The organism is Clostridium uliginosum, assembly GCF_900112485.1.
GTDB classification, from domain to species: domain Bacteria; phylum Bacillota; class Clostridia; order Clostridiales; family Clostridiaceae; genus Clostridium; species Clostridium uliginosum.
The window spans coordinates 59002-77506 of record NZ_FOMG01000008.1 but is presented as its reverse complement, the minus strand read 5'-3'; the positions used below and the strand labels follow the sequence as shown (position 1 = coordinate 77506).

Sequence of the window (18505 nt, the reverse complement as noted above, 5' to 3'; positions counted from 1 at the left end):
TCATCCCACTCCTTATAGCAAAAGTACTGCAGGTAATAATCCTATAATGAAAATTAAAACAATAAAAATAACCATTGCAACCTTCATCTTTTCTCTAGTCTTTTTCTTCATATAACAACACTCCTTATTTCTTATTAATTTTATATTAAACATAATAAAATATCAATAAATGATCATATTTTGATTAAGCAATTATCCAAATATTATAAAGAACTATTCTTACATTCTTTGTTTTTTTGAATATGCATTATTATTTTCATTTAAATAAAAAGCGAGAGTTTCCCCTCGCTAATATTGTATAATTAAATTTTTATCATTAGTTAATAGATGTATCTTGCCTCTTGGTACTTCTGGATTTTGCTTTACTATAATTTCTTTATTTCTTAGCATATTGAAATATTTCTTTTTATTTGCGTAAAGCTTGCTTAAATCTCTAGGATTTACATCAATTTGTAATTTGTTTTGCTCTCCTATGTTTTTAACAATTAAATTCGAAATTAAACTTCCTTCAACCAGTTCTCTAAAAGCTGGATGGAAAGGTCCTGCTATTATATCAGCTCCTTCATTTATACTTTCAGTTGGTTGAAGTCCTATTCTAATTACATTTATATTATTATTTTTATATAACTCATACATGCCTCTACTTACTTCAACAGCATCATCTAATGAATAAGGTATGTACTCTTCTCTATTATACATTTCTTCCATCGGAGTATCTTTTATAACTAAGGCTGGATATATTCTACAAATATCTGGTTTCATTTCAATAGATAACTTAGTTGTTTTTATATCTTTTTCAAATGTATCTCCTGGTAATCCTGGCATAATTTGATGCCCTAAAGTAAAACCATACTTTTTTATTAAAAGTGATGCATTTTTAACATCTAGCACTCCATGACCTCTTCCAGATTTTTTCAAAACTCCTTCATCTAATGACTGAACTCCTAATTCTATTATATCAACCCCATACTCCTTTAAATAACTTAAAATATAATCATCAATATAATCTGGCCTTGTAGAAAGCCTTATCTTATTTATAAGCCCATTGCTTTTATATTCTTTAGCAATAGCTAAAAGTTCTTTTTGCTTTTGCTCTTTTATAGCTGTAAAGGTTCCACCAAAAAATGAAACTTCTATAGTTGCTTGTTTATTCTTTATAGTTTCTAAATATTCATTTATTATTGTTCTTACTATATCTGGTGTAACTGTATCCGTAACTCCTGTTATTCTATCTTGATTACAAAATACACAGTTATGAGGGCACCCTTCATGTGGCACAAATATAGGTATAATATAATAATTTTTACTCATCAATATTTCCTAATCTTCTCAAAGCTTCTTTCGCTGAATTTTGTTCTGCTTCTTTTTTACTATATCCAGAACCTTCTCCCATCACTTTTCCATCTATGCTCACGTTAGTAAAAAATTTTCTTCTATGCGGTGGTCCTTCATGATTAACCACTTCATATTGAATTAAAATTTCTCCATCTTTTTGAAGAAATTCTTGAAGTTTTGTCTTAAAATCTAATATTATCTCATTATTTATTGCTTTATTTATTATTTGTTCAAAGTGAAGTAATATAAAATCTTGTGCAAATCCATTACCTTTATCTAAATAAACGGCAGCAATTACAGCTTCAACAGCATCAGCTTGTATAGAAATTCTTTCTCTTCCTCCAGTAAGTTCCTCGCCTTTACTCATACGTATATACTCACCAAGATTTAACTTTTTTGCGATTTCATAAAGTGAATTTTCACAAACTATTAAACTTCTTATCTTTGTTAATTCACCTTCTGACTTATCTTTAAACTTATTAAAAAGATGTTCTGTAATACAAAGTTGCAGTACAGCGTCTCCTAAAAATTCAAGTCTCTCATTATATTTAGCATCCTTAAATTGATTTCCAAACGAACTATGAGTTAATGCAGTCTTTATCAATGATGGATTGTTAAAATAAACTCCTAAGTTTTCTTCTATATCATTAATTTTGTATTTGTTCATTATATATACACTCCTTGAAGTTTATTCTTCAATTTGCTAAGATATTAAAAAAATAATAAGCCAAACATTCAGTACTACTGGTGTATTAGCTCTTTATAATTCCTAATGTAACAAATTCAAGAATAAACTATTTATAAATAAAATCCCGCGTATATGCGGGATTATTTTATTCTTCGTGATTAGATTTTACATAGTTAACGACATCTCCAACAGTTTTAAAGTTTTCAACATCCTCATCTGGTATTTCCATATCCAATTCATCTTCTAAAGACATTATAAGCTCAACTATGTCTAATGAATCAGCATTTAAATCTTCAATAAATGATGAGTCCATGGTAATACTTTGTAAATCGACACTTAACTTATCTGCTACAATTTTTTGAATTTTTTCAAACATTTATTTCACCTCCAAAACTCTACATTTAGATAATATTATATATTATCCTACTCGTCAACATGAATTTAGGTATTTAAGTCTATTATTTTATAATACTTTAGGTATTATAAAATAAATAACTAGTCAAATATCCTTAGAATTTTTTGAACTAGACAAGGAATTGAATGCAGTTAATACTACTGTTATTAGCTACATTTGTTGATACCGTATAGTACAAAAAAGGCAAGAAGACTGACTAGTTATTTATTGGCAGATACCTTATATCAATAAAATTTATGTTTGATTAGAAAATTCTTTTTTTATATCTTCTAATACACCTTTTTCATGAAAAATCTTTGTTTGCCTAATAGCATTTTTAAAAGCTTTCCCATCAGAACTCCCATGAGCTTTTATGCAAATACCATTAACTCCAAGAAAGGGTGCTCCACCATATTCTTTATAATCAAATTTTTTCATAATATTTTTAAGTAGAGGTTTTAAAAATATTATTCCTATTTTAGGAATAATATTTGCCTTTAATATTTCATCTTTTATCATTTCTAAAAGATTAGAAGCTGATCCTTCATACATTTTTAAAGCTGTATTCCCTACAAACCCATCACTTATTAAAACATTAGTATCTCCTGTTGGTATATCCCTAGGTTCTACATTTCCTTTAAAGTTAATAGAATGATCTTCTTTTAAAAGTTTAAAAGTAGCCTTTGTAAGTTCATTACCTTTTTCTTCTTCTGCTCCAATATTTATAAGTCCTAATGTTGGATTTTCTTTATTAAAAACATTTTTATAATATATTTTTCCCATTTTACCAAATTGAACTAAATATTCCGGTTTGCAATCTACATTTGCTCCTACATCCACAATCATAAAGTTGCCCCTTCTACCTGGCATTATAGGTGCTAAAGCTGGTCTTTCTACCCCCTTAACTCTTCCTATAATTAATGTACATCCTGCTAAAAAGGCTCCTGTACTTCCACCTGAAATTATTGCATCACATGTACCATCCTTAACTAAGTTCAAAGCCTTAACTATACTAGAGTCTTTCTTTTTTCTTAAGGCCATTACAGGATGTTCATTTGTTGATATTATTTCTTTTGCATCAACTATTATTACTTTATCTTTTGGATAATCATATTTTGAGAGTTCTGAGATAATTTGTTCTTTAGGACCAGTAATATAAAATGTAATTTCATTATATTCCTTTGCTGCCTGTATAATCCCATCTATAACAGCTGAAGGTGCATTATCTCCACCCATTCCATCAATAGCTATCTTCATAAGCACAACCTCTCTTCTATTTCATTAGGCACTTTAAAGAAAATACTAAATTAATATTTTCTTTAAAATGTCTTATATATAAATAAAAGAAAGTCATAAGACTTTCTTTTTATTTTTCTGAAGATACAACTTCTCTACCTTTGTAGAATCCACAGTTTTTACATACTCTATGAGCAAGCTTCATTTCATGGCATTGAGGGCACTCAACTATACCAGGTAAGCTAGCTTTAAAAGTTTGAGCTCTTCTTGAATCTCTTCTTGCACTACAACACTTTCTTGCAGGATTTCCCATAATTACACCTCCTTATTGTTGAACAAACCTTTTAGGACATCGAATCGAATATCTACATTACCTTTATCACAAGAACAATTTCCTGAATTAAGGTTAGTACCACATTCTTGACAAAGTCCCTTGCAGTCGTCCTTACAAAGTCTTTTAATCGGTAAGGTTGAAATTATATTAGTTTCAACAATTTCTGTGATGTCTAAAACGTCATCAAGTACAATAATAACATCTTCATTTTGAAGATCTTTATTATTTGTAAACCTCTCCTCTATATCAATATCTATTGGATAGATAAAGGTATCTAAACACCTTGAACAAATCATTTCTAAAGTAACTTTCACTTTAGCTTTCATCGTTACTATGTCTTTATCTGATGTAATAGCTCCCAGTACTTCACAAGGATCTACTGCATTAATTACATCTCCTTCAAATTCAAATTTATGTATTTGAAACTTGTAATCAATTTCTTTGCTTCTTTCTTTTCTTGAAATAAGATCTGAAACGCGTACTTTCATAATTATAGAACTTCTCTACATAATACAAATAATTATGATTATGTAACAAGCCCTTACTTCACTCCTTAGCACATATATTTGTTAAGCAAACACAATTTATTATATAAACTGTGCCTTAAAAAGTCAAGGTATTTATTATTAAATTACTTTTGTATTAATGCTAAAGTTTCCTTTGCAATCATTAATTCTTCATTAGTAGGAATCACAAATATTTTCACTTTAGAATCTTCACTTGAAATCACAAGTCCATTTCCAACATTTTGATTATCATTTTTTTCTTCATCAAGTTTTATACCTATAAATTCAAGTCCTGTTAATGCTCTTATTCTAACTTCCGGTGCGTGTTCTCCTATTCCAGCTGTAAATACAATAGCGTCTATTCCACCCATAACTGCTGCATATGCACCTATTTGTTTCTTTATGTGATATCCAAAAATATCTGTTGCAAGAATTGCTCTATCATTATTATTTCCAATAGCACTTCTTATATCTCTAAAATCAGTTCCAACTCCAGAAACTCCTAAAATACCTGACTTTTTATTTAATATTTCATTAACTTCATCAATACTATATTTTTTTTCTTTAACTAAATAAGTAACTATTGCAGGATCAATATCTCCGCATCTAGAGCCCATTATAGTTCCTGCAAGAGGAGTAAAGCCCATAGTAGTATCTACTGATTTTCCACCATCAACAGCTGTAATACTAACTCCATTTCCTAAATGACAAGTTACAATCTTTAATTCTTCAATCTTTTCTTTCATAACTTCTGCAACTTTATTTGCTACATACTTATGTGATGTTCCATGGAAACCATATCTTCTTATATGATCTTGTTCATAAAATTCATAAGGTAATGGATATATATATGCTTTTTCTGGCATAGTTTGATGGAATGCTGTATCAAATACACAAACCATAGGAGTATTTGGCATAAGTTCTTTACAAGCCTTTATTCCAATTATATTTGGTGGATTATGAAGGGGTGCTAATTTAATAAATTCTTCTATATTCTTCATAACTGTCTCATCAGCTAATACTGAGTTAGAATATTTTTCTCCTCCATGAACAACTCTATGACCAACTGCACTTATTTCATTCATTGATTTTATAACTCCAAATTTTTCATCAACTAAGCTCTTTAAAACAAGTTCAATTGCATCTTGGTGATCATTAAGTGGATTTTTAACAATATACTTATCTCTCCCTGTCACCTTTTGAGTTAATATAGATCCTTCAATTCCTATTCTTTCAACAAGACCTTCTGCTAGCGCTTCTTCTGTAGTCATATCAATAAGTTGATACTTTAATGAAGAACTTCCGCAATTTATAACTAATACTTTCATAATTGTTCTATCTCCTTTTAAATTATTTAACATTTTGTGCTTGAACTGCTGTTAATGCAACAACATTTACTATATCATCTGCACTACATCCTCTTGATAAATCATTTATTGGTTTTGCAAATCCTTGACAAACAGGTCCTATAGCATCTGCATTAGCAAATCTTTGAACTAATTTATATCCTATATTTCCTGACTGTAAATCTGGAAACACTAGTACATTAGCTCTTCCAGCTACTTCACTATTAGGAGCTTTTTGATCTGCTACTTTTTTAACTATTGCAGCATCTAATTGTAATTCTCCATCTATTAATAAATTTGGTCTTAATGCTTTTGCTTTTTCTGTTGCATTTCTAACTTTATCTACCATAGCGTTATCGGCACTTCCCATTGTAGAAAATGATAGCATTGCTACTCTAGGTTCTATTTTGCAAAGTCTTTCAGCTGTTTCAGCTGTTGCTATTGCTATTGCCGCTAATTGATCCTCATCAGGATTTGGATTAACTGCGCAATCTGCAAATATTAAAGTACCATCTACCCCATAATTTGATCCTGGAATATTCATTATAAAGAAACTTGAAACAACAGATACACCTGGTGCTGTTTTTATAATTTGTAATCCTGGTCTAAGTAAATCTCCTGTGGTGTGTACCGCTCCTGATACCATTCCATCTGCATCATCTAATTTTACCATCATTGTTGCAAAGTAAAGTGGATCTCTAACTATCTTTTCTGCCTTTGTCATTGTCATTCCTTTATTTTTTCTAAGTTCATAAAAACTCTCTATATATTCTTGTAGCTTGTCTGAGTCATTAGGGTCTATTATTTGAACCTTAGATATATCTACATTTATTTCATTTGCTTTTTTTAATATTTCTTCTCTATCTCCAATTAAAATCGGGTTAGCTAAACCTAATTCAACTATTTTTTGTGCTGCAGTAATATTTCTTTGCTCATTTCCTTCCGCTAATACTATATTTTTCTTATCAGATTTAGCTCTACTCCATATCTTTTCCATAAGTTCCATATAAAACATTCCCCTTTCAAGTGTCTTATCTTTTTTAATTATATTAATACACTACTTTCCTTTATTATCTTAATATACTACTTTATCACTAGTTTTTTCAACTAAATTTGATTATAAAATAGAAGTTATTTGATTTGAAATACTCAAAATTATCTGATAATATTATTTTTTATTTTATTAATATTTTTATTCTATGTAATATTGCTTTTTATTATTGATAATTATTTAACGAAAAAAAATTCATTAACTTTCATATGATATAATATTTTTATATTATCTTTTATAAGGAGTGTTTAAATTATGATTACAGGAATAATTACAGAATATAATCCCTTTCATAAAGGACATGAATATCATTTAAATAAATGTAAATTAGATACTCAATCAGATGGTATTGTTTGTGTTATGAGTGGTAATTTTATGCAAAGAGGTGTTCCTGCTTTTATAGATAAGTGGAAGAGGACTGAAATGGCTCTTAGAAATGGTATCGATTTAATAATTGAACTTCCATTAGTGTATTCATTGTCATCTGCTGAACATTTTGCTTTTGGAGGTATATCTTTGTTAAATTCATTAAATATAATTGACAATATATACTTTGGAAGCGAAGAAGGAAATGTCAAAATCTTGGAAGATATATCAAATGTATTGGCATTTGAACCAGAAAAATATAAATTTTTGTTAAAAAATTATTTAAGTTTAGGCCTTCCTTTTCATTCAAGTAGGGCTAATGCTTTAAGTGAATATTTGAAATGTGATGATATCTTAAAGATAATTTCAAACTCAAATAACATTTTAGGTATTGAATATATTAAAGCTTTAAAGTCATTACATAGTTCAATAATCCCTATTACTTTAAAAAGAGAAGGTTCAAAATATAATGACAAGTGCTTAAGTTCTACATTTTCATCAGCAACCTCAATACGAAATCATTTAAAAAAAGGAGATATAAGAGATTTAAAAGAGGATCTTCCTAAAGAAAGTTATGATATTTTAAATGATTTATCTTCTTCACATTATAGCTTTGTATTTGAAGAGGATATGTTTAAGTATATTAAGTATAAATTATTGATGAATGGCAATTCTCTTAGCAATCTACCTGACATATCAGAAGGTTTAGATAATAAAATTTTAAAAGAAGTAATAAATTCAAATTCTTTAAATGAATTAATATTAAAATCTAAAAGTAAAAGATATACGTATACTAGAATAAATAGAATACTAACTCAATCATTTTTAAATCTTGAAGAATATGATTTATTGAAATTATCAAAAAAATCAACTCCTTATTGCAGAGTGCTTGGATTCAATTCTAATGGTAAAAAAATTTTAAAAAGAATAAAAAAGAGTAGTTCTATTGATATAATTACTAAACTCCCTAAAAAAAATATAAATGATCATATGAAAATTGATATTTTAGGAACAAAAGCTTATTCCATTTTAAATAATAAAATAAATCCTATGCAAGATTATTTAACTAGCCCTATCATAATATAACAATATTTAACATAACTATAAGGATATAAGGCATTGCAAAATAAATAACTAGTCAAAAATTCTTAGGATTTTTTGAACTAGACAAAGAAGTGGAGGCAATTAATACTACTGTTATTAACTGCCTTTACTGACGCAATATAGTACAAAAAAGACAAGAAAATTGACTAGTTATTTCTTGGGAAATGCCTAAAGTTCTTCTTAAATTCAATTGTAATTCATCCATAATGATTACTCTACTGTTCTTAGAAGAACTTATCTAGGATTGTGTAGCCATTGAAAATATAATTTTATATCAAAATAGTGTTACAGGATACTAGCTATCAGATAAATACTAAAGATTGGAGTGATTTCATGAATTGTATTATTATCTTATGGTTTTTAATTATTGCACTTATTGTTCTTTTCATAAAACAGCTAAATATCGAAAAAAATTTCATATTATGTATACTCTGTTCTATATTTATATTACTTTTCATCCTAAATATAAAGCAATGTACAGCTGCCGCTATAGTTGGCTGTAAATTATGGTATACAGCTATAGTTCCATCTACATTTCCATTTTTAGTGACTTGTAATTTGCTAATATTCTATGATGGTATAACACTTTATTCAAAGATTCTTGGTCCATTGATTTGTAAGCCATTAGGATTATCAAAAGCTTGTTCCTTTCCTATTGTTGCTAGTTTTTTATGTGGCTATCCATTAGGTGCAAAGTATTCAGTTGATCTATATTCTTTAGGTCATATTAATAAAGATGAATGCCAAAGACTTTTAAATGTAGCATCAAATGTTGGGCCATTATTTTTAATTGGTTCTGTAGGTTCAGCTCTTTTAGGTAATCCTAGTTTAGGTTATTTATTGCTTGCAGGCAATTATTTATCTGCTATTTTTATAGCACTTATAACAAAAAAAAATAGAACATCAAGGCAAATTGAAACCTCTAGTTCTATAAAACAAAAAAAAGTAAATTTTGGTCAAGCGATAAAAAATGCAATTGAAAACGGAATAACTACAACTATAACAATAGGAGGCTTTATAGTCATGTTTTCCGTTATAATATCTCTTATAAAAAATAATTCCTATATAAATTATATATTTAAGTTTATTGAAACCTTACTAAACATAAAAGCTGGAACTTTATTTTCATTATTTTTAGGTAGCATAGAAATGACTAACGGATGTAGTCTAGTTTCTAATTTAAATATTTCAATCCCTATCAAATTAGGTATAATCAGCTTTTTATGCTCTTTTTCAGGCTTATCTGGAATTGCACAAATAAGCGCTTTTATGAATAACTTTAAAATCTCCTATTCTAAATATATATTTTTAAAGTTTGTTCAAGGAATTTTTAGTTTCATAATAACATATTTACTTGTAAAAATTATACCAACAAGTATTACAACCTCTACTTTAGGAATAACTTCAGGCACAAATGCATATATATACTTTTTGCCAGTATTTATATTAATATTTTTAACTTTAATATTTAAAATGTTATATTCTTTATTTTTTCATTCCTCTTAATTCTTTTATATTATCCCTTATTGTTGTACATGCACTTGTTAAAGTTCCATCTACATCTTTTGCTACTGTTTCAAAACTACCTTGAAGTCCCTTTATTAATATTTCTTTTTGAGCTTCTATCTCTCTATCAAGTTGGGATAAAATTTCATCTGAATATTCTCTTGAACCTAATCTTATTGCCTTAGCATCTCTTTGTGCTGAGGCTATGATTTCTTGTCCCCTTATTTTAGCTTCTTTAACGATATCATGACTCTCAACATTTTGTCTCATAATTACCATAGTTTCTTTTTTAACTGAATCATATTCTTTTTTAGCTTCTCCAAGAATTCTTTCTCTTTCATTCATAACCCATTGTGCCTTTTTAAATTGGTCTGGTAAATAATTTATTATTTGATCAACTACTTCAAGAATTTCTTTCTTATCAACCATTATTTTTCCACTTATAGGTACTTTAGGTGAATTATCAACTAAATCTTGTAAATATTCTAACAGCTCCATAATATTTACATCCATTTTTTCCATAATACCACTCCTTAAATTTTACTCCTAATAATTACATCTGAAATAATTTCTTTCGGTACAAGACCTTCAATACATCCTCCAAATTTAGCTACTTGTTTTACTGATGAAGAGCTTAAATATGAATATTCTGCTGATGTCATCATGAAAACAGTTTCAATATTAGGATCTAACTTATTATTCATAAGAGCCATCTTAAATTCATACTCAAAATCAGATACAGCTCTAAGTCCTTTTAAAATAATTTGTGCTTTGCTTTTTTTTAGAAAATCTATTAAAAGTCCATTAAAACTAATAACTTCCACATTGCTTAAGTGCTTTGTTACTCTCTTTATTAATTCTACTCTCTCTTCTATTTCAAAAAGTCCTTTTTTTTCAACATTGACTAAAACACCTATGATAAGTTTATCAAAAACCTTTGATCCTCTTTGTATAATATCCAGATGTCCATTCGTCACAGGGTCAAAGCTTCCTGGGTAAACAGCCACTTTCATGTTAGTCCTCCTTATACTTATAAAAACATATAGTTGTATTTCCATATTTTTTACTTCTTGTTAACATTATATCTTCATATCCATCATAAATTTCTTCTATTGTATCAATTTTAGTTACAATTATGCCATCTCTACTTAACATATCCTCTTTTTTAACTATTTTCATAGCTTCTGGAATCATTTCCTTGCAATATGGTGGATCTATAAAAATTATATCAAATTTTATTCCTTTTTTAGCTAATCTTTTTAAAGCCTCATATGAATCCATATTTAATGGAAAACAAAAATCTTGAAACTTAAGATTATCTATATTTTGTTTTAAAAGTGGAAATGTTACGGAACTTTTATCTATTAAATAAACTTCCTTCGATCCTCTACTTGCTGACTCTAATCCTAAACTGCCAGTCCCTGCAAACACATCAACAACAACTGCATTAGGTATGTATCCTTGAATCATACTAAACATAGCTTCTTTTACTCTGTCTAATGTAGGTCTAGTTTCCATTGTTGCTGGAGGTATTAATTTACGTCCTCTTGCTTTTCCTGATATTATTCTCAAAAGTATTCCTCCTTAACGGTATATACTAAATATATTAACACATTTGTATATAATAATTCAATTTAATTAAAACAAATGTATTTACTGCTTTTTTCTAAGTTTTTTTGCATTTCATTTATTAGTTCAAAATTATCTTTAGAATTACTTTTTAGTATATTAGTGGCTTCAGCTTTTGCAGCTCTCAATATATTTATATCTTCATATAAATCAGCTAATATAAAGCCTTCATCACCACTTTGTTTTCTTCCAAACATTTCTCCAGCACCTCTTAACTTTAAATCCTCTTCTGATATAAAAAAGCCATCACAAGACTCTGTCATTATCATCATTCTTTTCTTAGTTATATTACTCTTTGCTTTAGCTATCAAAATGCAATATGAAGCATACTCTCCTCTTCCAACTCTTCCTCTTAATTGATGAAGTTGTGCTAGCCCAAATCTTTCTGCATTTTCCACTATCATTACTGATGCATTCGGTACATTAACGCCTACTTCAATTACTGTTGTAGAAATTAGAACTTTAAATTCATTATTTTTAAATCTAGTTATAATATCTTGTTTTTCAATTGCTTTCATCTTTCCATGAAGTATTTCAACGCCTGAATTTTTAAATATCCCTTGATTTAGCTTATTATATAAAGTCTCAACAGAATTTAATTGCTCTTTTTCGTCTTCTTCAATAAGTGGACAAACAATATATATTTGTCTTCCTTTTTCTATTTCTTTAAGTGCTAGTTCATATCCTATATCTCTATTATTATCTTGATAAAATCTTGTTTCTATTTTCTTTCTGCCTGGTGGTAATTCATCAATTATAGATACATCTAAATCAGAATATAAATAAAGAGCTAATGTTCTAGGAATTGGAGTAGCTGTCATTACCAAACAGTCTGCTTGCTTCCCTTTATTGATTAATTTACTCCTTTGTTCCACGCCAAAGCGATGTTGCTCATCAGTAATTATAAGTCCTAATTTACTAAACTCAACATCATCTTGGAAAAGTGCATGAGTACCTATGATTAATATTGGTTTTTCATCTTTAATTCTTTGCTTGATTCTCTTCTTTTCTTTTAAAGAAGTACTTCCTGTCAATATTTCTATTTCTATATTAAAGCCTTCAAAAAGTTTAATAGATTCTTCATAATGTTGGGTTGCCAGAATTTCTGTTGGTGCCATGAATGCGCATTGATATCCATTTTTTATAATATTAAATATTGCAATTAGCGCAACTATCGTTTTACCACTTCCAACATCACCTTGAACTAATCTATTCATTGAACTTTCAGATTTTTGATCTCTTAAAATTTCCCTAACTACTTTTGTTTGAGCACTAGTAAGCTTATATGGTATTTTCTCTTTAAAATTCCTTAGTTCATTCGTCCATTCAAAAGATATACCATCTTTGTTTCCCTTAAGTTTATATTTTATTAACAATAATTTTAAAGAATAAGTAAATAACTCTTGAAATTTAAGCCTAAGTTTGGCTTTTTCCAAACTATTTTTATCATTTGGAAAATGTATATCTTTTATTGCATCATTTAATGATATTAATGCATATTTGTTTAGTATTTGATTTGGTAAATTTTCTTTTATTTCTATAGAAGAAATAATGCTATTAATTAATTTCTCAATTAATTTGTTGCTTATGTCTCCTTTGAGTGGATACTTAGGTAAAATTCTATTTTCCAATGCTTCCTCACATACTATAGTTGGATTAATTACTTCGAGAGTTTTTCCAATTTTCTTAAATTTACCCATTAAATTATAAATATTTCCTCTATAAATAGTATTCTTTATATACTGTTGATTAAACCATTTCCCATAAATTTTATGCTCACAATAATCAAATTCTATTACAGTTAAAGTTTTACCTGTTTTGGTTCTAATATCACCTTTTATTCTTGCAACCTTACATCTTAATATCTGCTTCTCATCATCTATTATTTCATCAAATGACATATTACCATTAACAAATTCATAATCTCTTGGAAAATATAATAAAAGATCTAAAATGTTAAAAATACTGCATTTATTTAATTTTTCTGTTAGTTTTGGTCCTACTCCCTTCAATGAAGAAATATTGCTATATATATCCATTAAATTTATCCTCCAAAAAAAGCACCAATTAAGGTGCTTTTAAAAATTCTCTAATATCTATATTTTCTCTATTTAATTTCATATTTAAACAAAATCATCAAATAATTTAAATTTAATTATATTACTCTACTGACATTAAAAAATAATATAAAGGTTGATTTCCTTTGTAACATTGAATATCTAAATCTTGATATTCGTTTTCTAGCTCACTTACAAATTCATTAACCTTATCTTCTTCCATTTCTTCCCCATAATAAATGGTAACTAATTCACTTTCATCATCTAACATATCTTGTAAAACTTTTTTTGTAACAGATATTGTATCTTCTCCTACGTGTTTTATTTTACCTTCTACTAGACCTAACATATTTCCTTCTTTAATTTCTATTCCATCAATTTCAGTATCTCGCACAGCATAAGTTACAGATCCAGTTTTAACTGAATTGATAACATCATTTAGTTCTTCAACATTTTGATCTACTTCCGATTCTGGATTAAACATAGTAACACATGCAATTCCTTGAGGAATAGTTGTTGTAGGTATTACTATTATATTCTTATCTGAGATTTCTGATGCTTGATTAGCTGCCATAATTATATTTTTATTATTTGGCATTATAAAAATATGATCTGCACTTATTTTTTCTATGCAATCTAATATATCTTGAGTTGATGGGTTCATTGTTTGCCCACCTTCTATGACATAATCAACGCCAGAATCCTTGAATATCTTTACAATTCCATCACCCATTGCAACTGTTATAAATGCATACTTTTTATGTTCAACTTCTGAAGCTTCTTCTATATTTTCAGTTGAATCTAAGTCACTTAGCAATTCTCTATGTTCTTCTCTCATATTATCAATCTTAATCTTTGATAACTCACCTACAGCTACTGCATGAGATAAAACCAATCCTGGATCATTGGTATGAATATGAACTTTAATTACATCCTCATATCCTACAACAATCATAGAATCTCCAAGAGGTTCAATTTTGTCTCTAAACTCATTTGATTTTTTTGAATCTCCAAGTATTATAAATTCAGTACAATATCCGAATTTAATGTCAACTTCTTCAGTAGATTGCGCTCCAACTTTTGTATCTGCTAAACCTATCTTTATATCTTGTATTTCTGCTTGAATTCCATCTTTTAAAGCTTCAAGCATACCTTTAAGTATGATATAAAGACCCATTCCACCTGAATCAACTACTTTGGCCTTCTTTAAAGCTGGTAGTAATTCTGGAGTTCTATCAAGCATTATTTTTGCTTCTTTATTTATTTCTTCCATTAAAGATATTATATCTTCAGCATCTGATGCAACAGCTGCTTCTGAAGCTGCTCTTATTACTGAAAGTATAGTACCTTCTGTCGGTCTCATAACTGCCTTATATGCAGCATTTGATCCCTCATAAAATCCAATTGCAAATTCGGTAGCATCAACTTCTTCTTTGCCTTCCAATCCTTTAGAAATACCTCTTAATATTTGGGATAGAATAACTCCAGAGTTTCCTCTAGCTCCCATCAAAGCACCCTTAGCTAATTTTTTAGACATTTCTCCAATAGAATTAGACGATACATTCTCTATTTCCTTAACCGCTGCTTTAAAAGTCATTGACATATTTGTTCCAGTATCTCCATCAGGCACCGGAAAAACATTTAAAGCATTTACAAAATCACTTTGTTCTAATAACCTATTACTAGCATTTACAACCATGTTATAAAAATCATGGCCATTAATTTTTTTAAATTCCATCTAATTTAACCTCCTAGACTCTTACCGCTTGCACATTTACTGTTATTGATGAAACCTTTAGTCCTGTGTAATTTTCAACACTATAACGAACTTTTTGAATTATGTTATTAGATATAACAGATATCTTTGTTCCATATTCAACCATAACAAATAACTCTACTTGTAATCTATCATCTTCTACTAATTTTATTTTTACACCTTTACTTAAATTTTCTACACGAATAAGTTCCCAAAATCCATCAGTAGCATTTTTAGAAACCATACCAACTACACCATAGCATTCCATTGTTGATAATCCAACAATCTTAGCTAAGACTTCTTCAGAATAATTTATATTACCATTTTCATTTGAAAATCCAACCATTGCTATTCCTCCTAAACATTATATGCTTATTATATATTCTATATTAGAAAGGTATTTTATTCAAGAAATATATCTAAAAATAACACAAATAATATCTTTTCTTTATAAAATTAACTTGCATATTTTATACTTTATATGATATAATTCATTCTGTCCTATTGAAGATAATTATGTTTACAATATAAGGAGGTGTTTTCTAGTGGCAAGAAGATGCGAAATTTGTGATAAAGGTGTTGTATCAGGTGTACAATTTAGCCATTCACATCGTCAATCAAAGAGAACTTGGGCTCCTAACATAAAGAAGGTAAAGGCTTTAGTTAACGGAACACCAAAAACTGTTCATGTATGTACAAGATGCCTTAGATCCGGTAAGGTTCAAAGAGCAATATAGTTCAAATAAAAAATGCAATTGTTATCCCAATTGCATTTTTTATTTTCTTTCATATGCCTTAGAGTCATATGTATACTCTATTTTTTTTTTCTAAAAAATTTTATTATACTTGAAAAAAACCTAGGTAATTTAAATGCTACTATTTTCATTTTAGCCCTCCTGAACATTACTATAAAGTAAATTTTTATCTTACTATATTAATATTCAATCACACCTAAAAATGTTCCTATTATTTTAACATTTAAAATAATACTTCAAATATACAAGAATACAAATTTATTATTTTTTATAATCTCTTAATCAAAAGAATGTAAAATTAACAATTCTCCTTCTTCATACTCAATTTCAATGGGCGTATCTAAAAATTCATTACATATAGCTCTTGGATCTAATAATGTCATATCATATGCATCTAACATATATTTAGCCCCACTTATCTTAAGCGATTTTACTACATCAGATAAAGCATGGAATGATATATTTTCACCACACTTCCCAAATAATTTCATTTTCTTATTTGATAAATATATTCTATTATTGTTATCTATGATTTCTAAATGCACTCCCTTTTTCTTAGCACTTAAAAGAAGTCCTACATTACCAAGCATATGATCAATTCTTGTACCAGTTGCACCAAATAAATATATTTCATCTCCACCTCTTTTAATTGCTTCTATAAGTGCAATTTCTGTATCAGTGAAATCCTTTTCTGGTGCAAATTCCATAACTTCATCTACTTTAATTTTAAGTTTTTCTAAAACTTCTTTACTCATAGAATCAAAATCTCCAAGAAGCACATTAGGGGTGATTTTGTAATTATAAAGACACTCTCCCCCTTTATCTGCAGCTATAATAAAATCATCACATTTAATATACTTACATAAAAGCTTTTTTAAAGGTGGATTTCCTCCACTTACAATTATTACTCTCAATGTGTACTTACCCCCTTAAAGCTTCTATATTTCCCTCTATCTTGCCTTCTCTAAACACTGCTGATCCAGCAACTATTACATTTGCTCCAGCTTCAATGACAGATTTAACATTGTATTGATCAATTCCACCATCAACTTCTATTAATAATGATGGATTCAATTTTTCGCTTAACTCTTTTACCTCTTTAATTTTTTCTAAAGTATATGGTATAAATTTTTGTCCTCCAAATCCTGGATTTACACTCATTATTAATACCATATCTAATTGAGGTATTAAATCTTTTAACACCATGGTTGGAGTACCTGGATTTAAAGAAACTCCAGCTTTTTTACCTTGTGATTTAATATATTGAATTGTTCTGTCTATATGTTTATCTGCTTCATAGTGAACAGTTATAAGATCTGCTCCTGATCCAATAAATTCATCTATGTACTTTGAAGGATTCTCTATCATCAAATGTACATCAAAAACTTTAGTAGTTCTATTTCTTATTGATTTTATTACAGGAAATCCAAATGATATATTCGGTACAAAACATCCATCCATAACATCTATATGTATGAACTCTGCTCCTGCCTTATCTATTCTTTCTATATCTTCTCCTAACTTTGAAAAATCTGCTGATAATATTGATGGTGCAACTTTTACCATTTATTTTTCTCCCCCTCTATTATTTCTTCTAATGTTCTTATATAAAATTGATATCTATATTTATTAATTTTACCGTCTTCAACATCTTCTTTTATAACACATTTAGGCTCTTTATAATGTAAACATCCTCTGTATTTACAACATTCATTATGCTCTTCAAATTCTGGAAAACAATATTTAAGATCTTCTTTGTCCATTAAATCCTTTATTTCTAATGTTGAAAATCCAGGAGTATCTACAATATATCCATTTGCTACATCTATAAGTTCACTATGTCTTGTCGTATGTTTTCCTCTTCCTATCTTTTCACTAACAGTTCCAGTTAACATGTGTTCTTTATTTACAAGATTATTAATTAGCGTTGATTTTCCTGCTCCTGAAGGTCCACACAAGACTGTTATATTTCCATTAATTCTTTCTTTAAGACTTTCTATTCCCAAGCCTTTTTTGGCATTTATGTATAAAACCTCATATCCAATATCATTAATTTTCTTTTTAATGTCTTCCCTTTCTTCTTCAGATACTAAATCTACTTTATTTAAACAAACTATAGCCTCAATATTATTATATTCACATAAGACTAAAAATCTATTTAACAAATCAAAATTTATATCTGGGTTTTTAACTGCAAATACAACAAATGCTAAAGATATATTAGCAACAGCTGGCCTAGTTAATTTAGAAGTTCTTTCACTAATATCTTCAATAACACCTTTTCCATTTTCAATTTTAATAGTAACGTTATCTCCAACCATTGGCTTAATATCTTTATGTCTAAACTTTCCACGTGCTTTACATTCTATTAAATCTTTATCAACTTTTACATAGTAAAATCCAGCTATTCCTTTTATTATTTTTCCTTTCATACATTCCTCC

General features: G+C 28.3%; 21 protein-coding genes. 3 read left to right on the top strand and 18 right to left on the bottom strand.

Annotated features, from left to right (window positions below; all coding sequences use genetic code 11):
• Window positions 1–12: 12 nt before the first annotated feature.
• The 9 genes from BM027_RS18355 to pta form a co-directional block, all read right to left on the bottom strand.
• On the bottom strand, window positions 13–111 hold the full coding sequence (locus tag BM027_RS18355; RefSeq protein ID WP_207647594.1) for a DUF4044 domain-containing protein: 99 nt from the start codon (window positions 109–111) through the stop codon (window positions 13–15).
• Between the two features lie 177 nt (window positions 112–288).
• Window positions 289–1311, bottom strand: a complete 1023-nt coding sequence (locus tag BM027_RS07385) for an elongator complex protein 3 (protein WP_090090277.1) — start codon at window positions 1309–1311, stop codon at window positions 289–291.
• Window positions 1304–2002 carry a ribonuclease III gene (gene rnc, locus BM027_RS07380; protein ID WP_090090274.1) on the bottom strand — a complete coding sequence of 233 codons (699 nt, stop codon included), beginning with the start codon at window positions 2000–2002 and terminating at the stop codon, window positions 1304–1306. The genes BM027_RS07385 and rnc overlap by 8 nt, the downstream gene beginning before the upstream one ends.
• Before the next feature lie 166 nt (window positions 2003–2168).
• Window positions 2169–2399, bottom strand: a complete 231-nt coding sequence (gene acpP / locus BM027_RS07375; RefSeq protein WP_090090271.1) for an acyl carrier protein — start codon at window positions 2397–2399, stop codon at window positions 2169–2171.
• 273 nt (window positions 2400–2672) lie between these two features.
• On the bottom strand, window positions 2673–3674 hold the full coding sequence (gene plsX, locus BM027_RS07370) for a phosphate acyltransferase PlsX (protein ID WP_090090268.1): 1002 nt from the start codon (window positions 3672–3674) through the stop codon (window positions 2673–2675).
• A gap of 109 nt (window positions 3675–3783) precedes the next feature.
• Window positions 3784–3966: a 50S ribosomal protein L32 gene (rpmF, locus tag BM027_RS07365; protein ID WP_090090266.1), complete on the bottom strand. Its 183-nt coding sequence runs from the start codon at window positions 3964–3966 to the stop codon at window positions 3784–3786.
• 2 nt (window positions 3967–3968) lie between these two features.
• On the bottom strand, window positions 3969–4475 hold the full coding sequence (locus tag BM027_RS07360) for a YceD family protein (RefSeq protein WP_090090264.1): 507 nt from the start codon (window positions 4473–4475) through the stop codon (window positions 3969–3971).
• Between the two features lie 143 nt (window positions 4476–4618).
• Window positions 4619–5821, bottom strand: a complete 1203-nt coding sequence (locus tag BM027_RS07355) for an acetate kinase (protein ID WP_090090261.1) — start codon at window positions 5819–5821, stop codon at window positions 4619–4621.
• A 22-nt stretch (window positions 5822–5843) separates the two neighbouring features.
• The gene (pta, locus tag BM027_RS07350; protein WP_090090258.1) at window positions 5844–6845 is read right to left on the bottom strand and encodes a phosphate acetyltransferase; all 1002 of its coding nucleotides are present in this window, start codon (window positions 6843–6845) and stop codon (window positions 5844–5846) included.
• 300 nt (window positions 6846–7145) lie between these two features.
• Between pta and BM027_RS07345 the strand changes: the two genes are divergently transcribed.
• Together BM027_RS07345 and ylbJ are read left to right on the top strand one after the other, a co-directional pair.
• On the top strand, window positions 7146–8342 hold the full coding sequence (locus BM027_RS07345; RefSeq protein WP_090090255.1) for a nucleotidyltransferase: 1197 nt from the start codon (window positions 7146–7148) through the stop codon (window positions 8340–8342).
• A 351-nt stretch (window positions 8343–8693) separates the two neighbouring features.
• On the top strand, window positions 8694–9866 hold the full coding sequence (ylbJ, locus tag BM027_RS07340; protein WP_090090252.1) for a sporulation integral membrane protein YlbJ: 1173 nt from the start codon (window positions 8694–8696) through the stop codon (window positions 9864–9866).
• On the opposite strand, the gene BM027_RS07335 is transcribed toward ylbJ, so the two are convergent.
• The 6 genes from BM027_RS07335 to BM027_RS07310 form a co-directional block, all read right to left on the bottom strand.
• On the bottom strand, window positions 9846–10388 hold the full coding sequence (locus BM027_RS07335; RefSeq protein ID WP_090090249.1) for an ATPase: 543 nt from the start codon (window positions 10386–10388) through the stop codon (window positions 9846–9848). The genes ylbJ and BM027_RS07335 overlap by 21 nt on opposite strands.
• An 11-nt stretch (window positions 10389–10399) precedes the next feature.
• A complete protein-coding gene (gene coaD, locus BM027_RS07330) occupies window positions 10400–10879 on the bottom strand; it encodes a pantetheine-phosphate adenylyltransferase (protein WP_090090246.1) in 480 nt (159 codons plus the stop codon).
• A gap of 1 nt (window position 10880) precedes the next feature.
• On the bottom strand, window positions 10881–11438 hold the full coding sequence (gene rsmD / locus BM027_RS07325; RefSeq protein ID WP_090090243.1) for a 16S rRNA (guanine(966)-N(2))-methyltransferase RsmD: 558 nt from the start codon (window positions 11436–11438) through the stop codon (window positions 10881–10883).
• A 62-nt stretch (window positions 11439–11500) separates the two neighbouring features.
• Entirely contained in the window at window positions 11501–13534 is a 2034-nt protein-coding gene (gene recG, locus BM027_RS07320; RefSeq protein WP_090090240.1) for an ATP-dependent DNA helicase RecG, read from the bottom strand.
• A 121-nt stretch (window positions 13535–13655) separates the two neighbouring features.
• Window positions 13656–15290 carry a DAK2 domain-containing protein gene (locus tag BM027_RS07315; RefSeq protein ID WP_090090237.1) on the bottom strand — a complete coding sequence of 545 codons (1635 nt, stop codon included), beginning with the start codon at window positions 15288–15290 and terminating at the stop codon, window positions 13656–13658.
• A gap of 13 nt (window positions 15291–15303) precedes the next feature.
• Window positions 15304–15654 (bottom strand): Asp23/Gls24 family envelope stress response protein, encoded by a 351-nt coding sequence (locus BM027_RS07310; RefSeq protein WP_090090235.1) that lies wholly within the window; start codon window positions 15652–15654, stop codon window positions 15304–15306.
• Window positions 15655–15853: 199 nt separating this feature from the next.
• Here BM027_RS07310 and rpmB point away from each other — a divergent pair, with 199 nt between their 5' ends.
• On the top strand, window positions 15854–16045 hold the full coding sequence (gene rpmB, locus BM027_RS07305) for a 50S ribosomal protein L28 (protein WP_090090232.1): 192 nt from the start codon (window positions 15854–15856) through the stop codon (window positions 16043–16045).
• Window positions 16046–16341: 296 nt separating this feature from the next.
• On the opposite strand, the gene BM027_RS07300 is transcribed toward rpmB, so the two are convergent.
• The 3 genes from BM027_RS07300 to rsgA are packed head-to-tail and all read right to left on the bottom strand — an operon-like array spanning window position 16342 to window position 18495.
• The gene (locus BM027_RS07300) at window positions 16342–16977 is read right to left on the bottom strand and encodes a thiamine diphosphokinase (protein ID WP_090090229.1); all 636 of its coding nucleotides are present in this window, start codon (window positions 16975–16977) and stop codon (window positions 16342–16344) included.
• A gap of 7 nt (window positions 16978–16984) precedes the next feature.
• A complete protein-coding gene (gene rpe / locus BM027_RS07295; RefSeq protein WP_090090226.1) occupies window positions 16985–17629 on the bottom strand; it encodes a ribulose-phosphate 3-epimerase in 645 nt (214 codons plus the stop codon).
• Window positions 17623–18495: a ribosome small subunit-dependent GTPase A gene (rsgA, locus tag BM027_RS07290; RefSeq protein ID WP_090090223.1), complete on the bottom strand. Its 873-nt coding sequence runs from the start codon at window positions 18493–18495 to the stop codon at window positions 17623–17625. The genes rpe and rsgA overlap by 7 nt, the downstream gene beginning before the upstream one ends.
• Between the last annotated feature and the right edge of the window lie 10 nt (window positions 18496–18505).

Bases quoted from the DNA above. Each gene is read 5' to 3' on its own strand.
- rpmF (WP_090090266.1), bottom strand. From the start codon at position 3,966: ATGGGAAATCCTGCAAGAAAGTGTTGTAGTGCAAGAAGAGATTCAAGA.
- BM027_RS18355 (WP_207647594.1), bottom strand. From the start codon at position 111: ATGAAGAAAAAGACTAGAGAAAAGATGAAGGTTGCAATGGTTATTTTT.
- plsX (WP_090090268.1), bottom strand. From the start codon at position 3,674: ATGAAGATAGCTATTGATGGAATGGGTGGAGATAATGCACCTTCAGCT.
- recG (WP_090090240.1), bottom strand. From the start codon at position 13,534: ATGGATATATATAGCAATATTTCTTCATTGAAGGGAGTAGGACCAAAA.
- BM027_RS07385 (WP_090090277.1), bottom strand. From the start codon at position 1,311: ATGAGTAAAAATTATTATATTATACCTATATTTGTGCCACATGAAGGG.
- BM027_RS07335 (WP_090090249.1), bottom strand. From the start codon at position 10,388: ATGGAAAAAATGGATGTAAATATTATGGAGCTGTTAGAATATTTACAA.
- BM027_RS07355 (WP_090090261.1), bottom strand. From the start codon at position 5,821: ATGAAAGTATTAGTTATAAATTGCGGAAGTTCTTCATTAAAGTATCAA.
- BM027_RS07310 (WP_090090235.1), bottom strand. From the start codon at position 15,654: ATGGTTGGATTTTCAAATGAAAATGGTAATATAAATTATTCTGAAGAA.
- BM027_RS07345 (WP_090090255.1), top strand. From the start codon at position 7,146: ATGATTACAGGAATAATTACAGAATATAATCCCTTTCATAAAGGACAT.
- acpP (WP_090090271.1), bottom strand. From the start codon at position 2,399: ATGTTTGAAAAAATTCAAAAAATTGTAGCAGATAAGTTAAGTGTCGAT.
- BM027_RS07315 (WP_090090237.1), bottom strand. From the start codon at position 15,290: ATGGAATTTAAAAAAATTAATGGCCATGATTTTTATAACATGGTTGTA.
- ylbJ (WP_090090252.1), top strand. From the start codon at position 8,694: ATGAATTGTATTATTATCTTATGGTTTTTAATTATTGCACTTATTGTT.
- rsgA (WP_090090223.1), bottom strand. From the start codon at position 18,495: ATGAAAGGAAAAATAATAAAAGGAATAGCTGGATTTTACTATGTAAAA.
- rpe (WP_090090226.1), bottom strand. From the start codon at position 17,629: ATGGTAAAAGTTGCACCATCAATATTATCAGCAGATTTTTCAAAGTTA.
- coaD (WP_090090246.1), bottom strand. From the start codon at position 10,879: ATGAAAGTGGCTGTTTACCCAGGAAGCTTTGACCCTGTGACGAATGGA.
- rnc (WP_090090274.1), bottom strand. From the start codon at position 2,002: ATGAACAAATACAAAATTAATGATATAGAAGAAAACTTAGGAGTTTAT.
- BM027_RS07360 (WP_090090264.1), bottom strand. From the start codon at position 4,475: ATGAAAGTACGCGTTTCAGATCTTATTTCAAGAAAAGAAAGAAGCAAA.
- pta (WP_090090258.1), bottom strand. From the start codon at position 6,845: ATGGAACTTATGGAAAAGATATGGAGTAGAGCTAAATCTGATAAGAAA.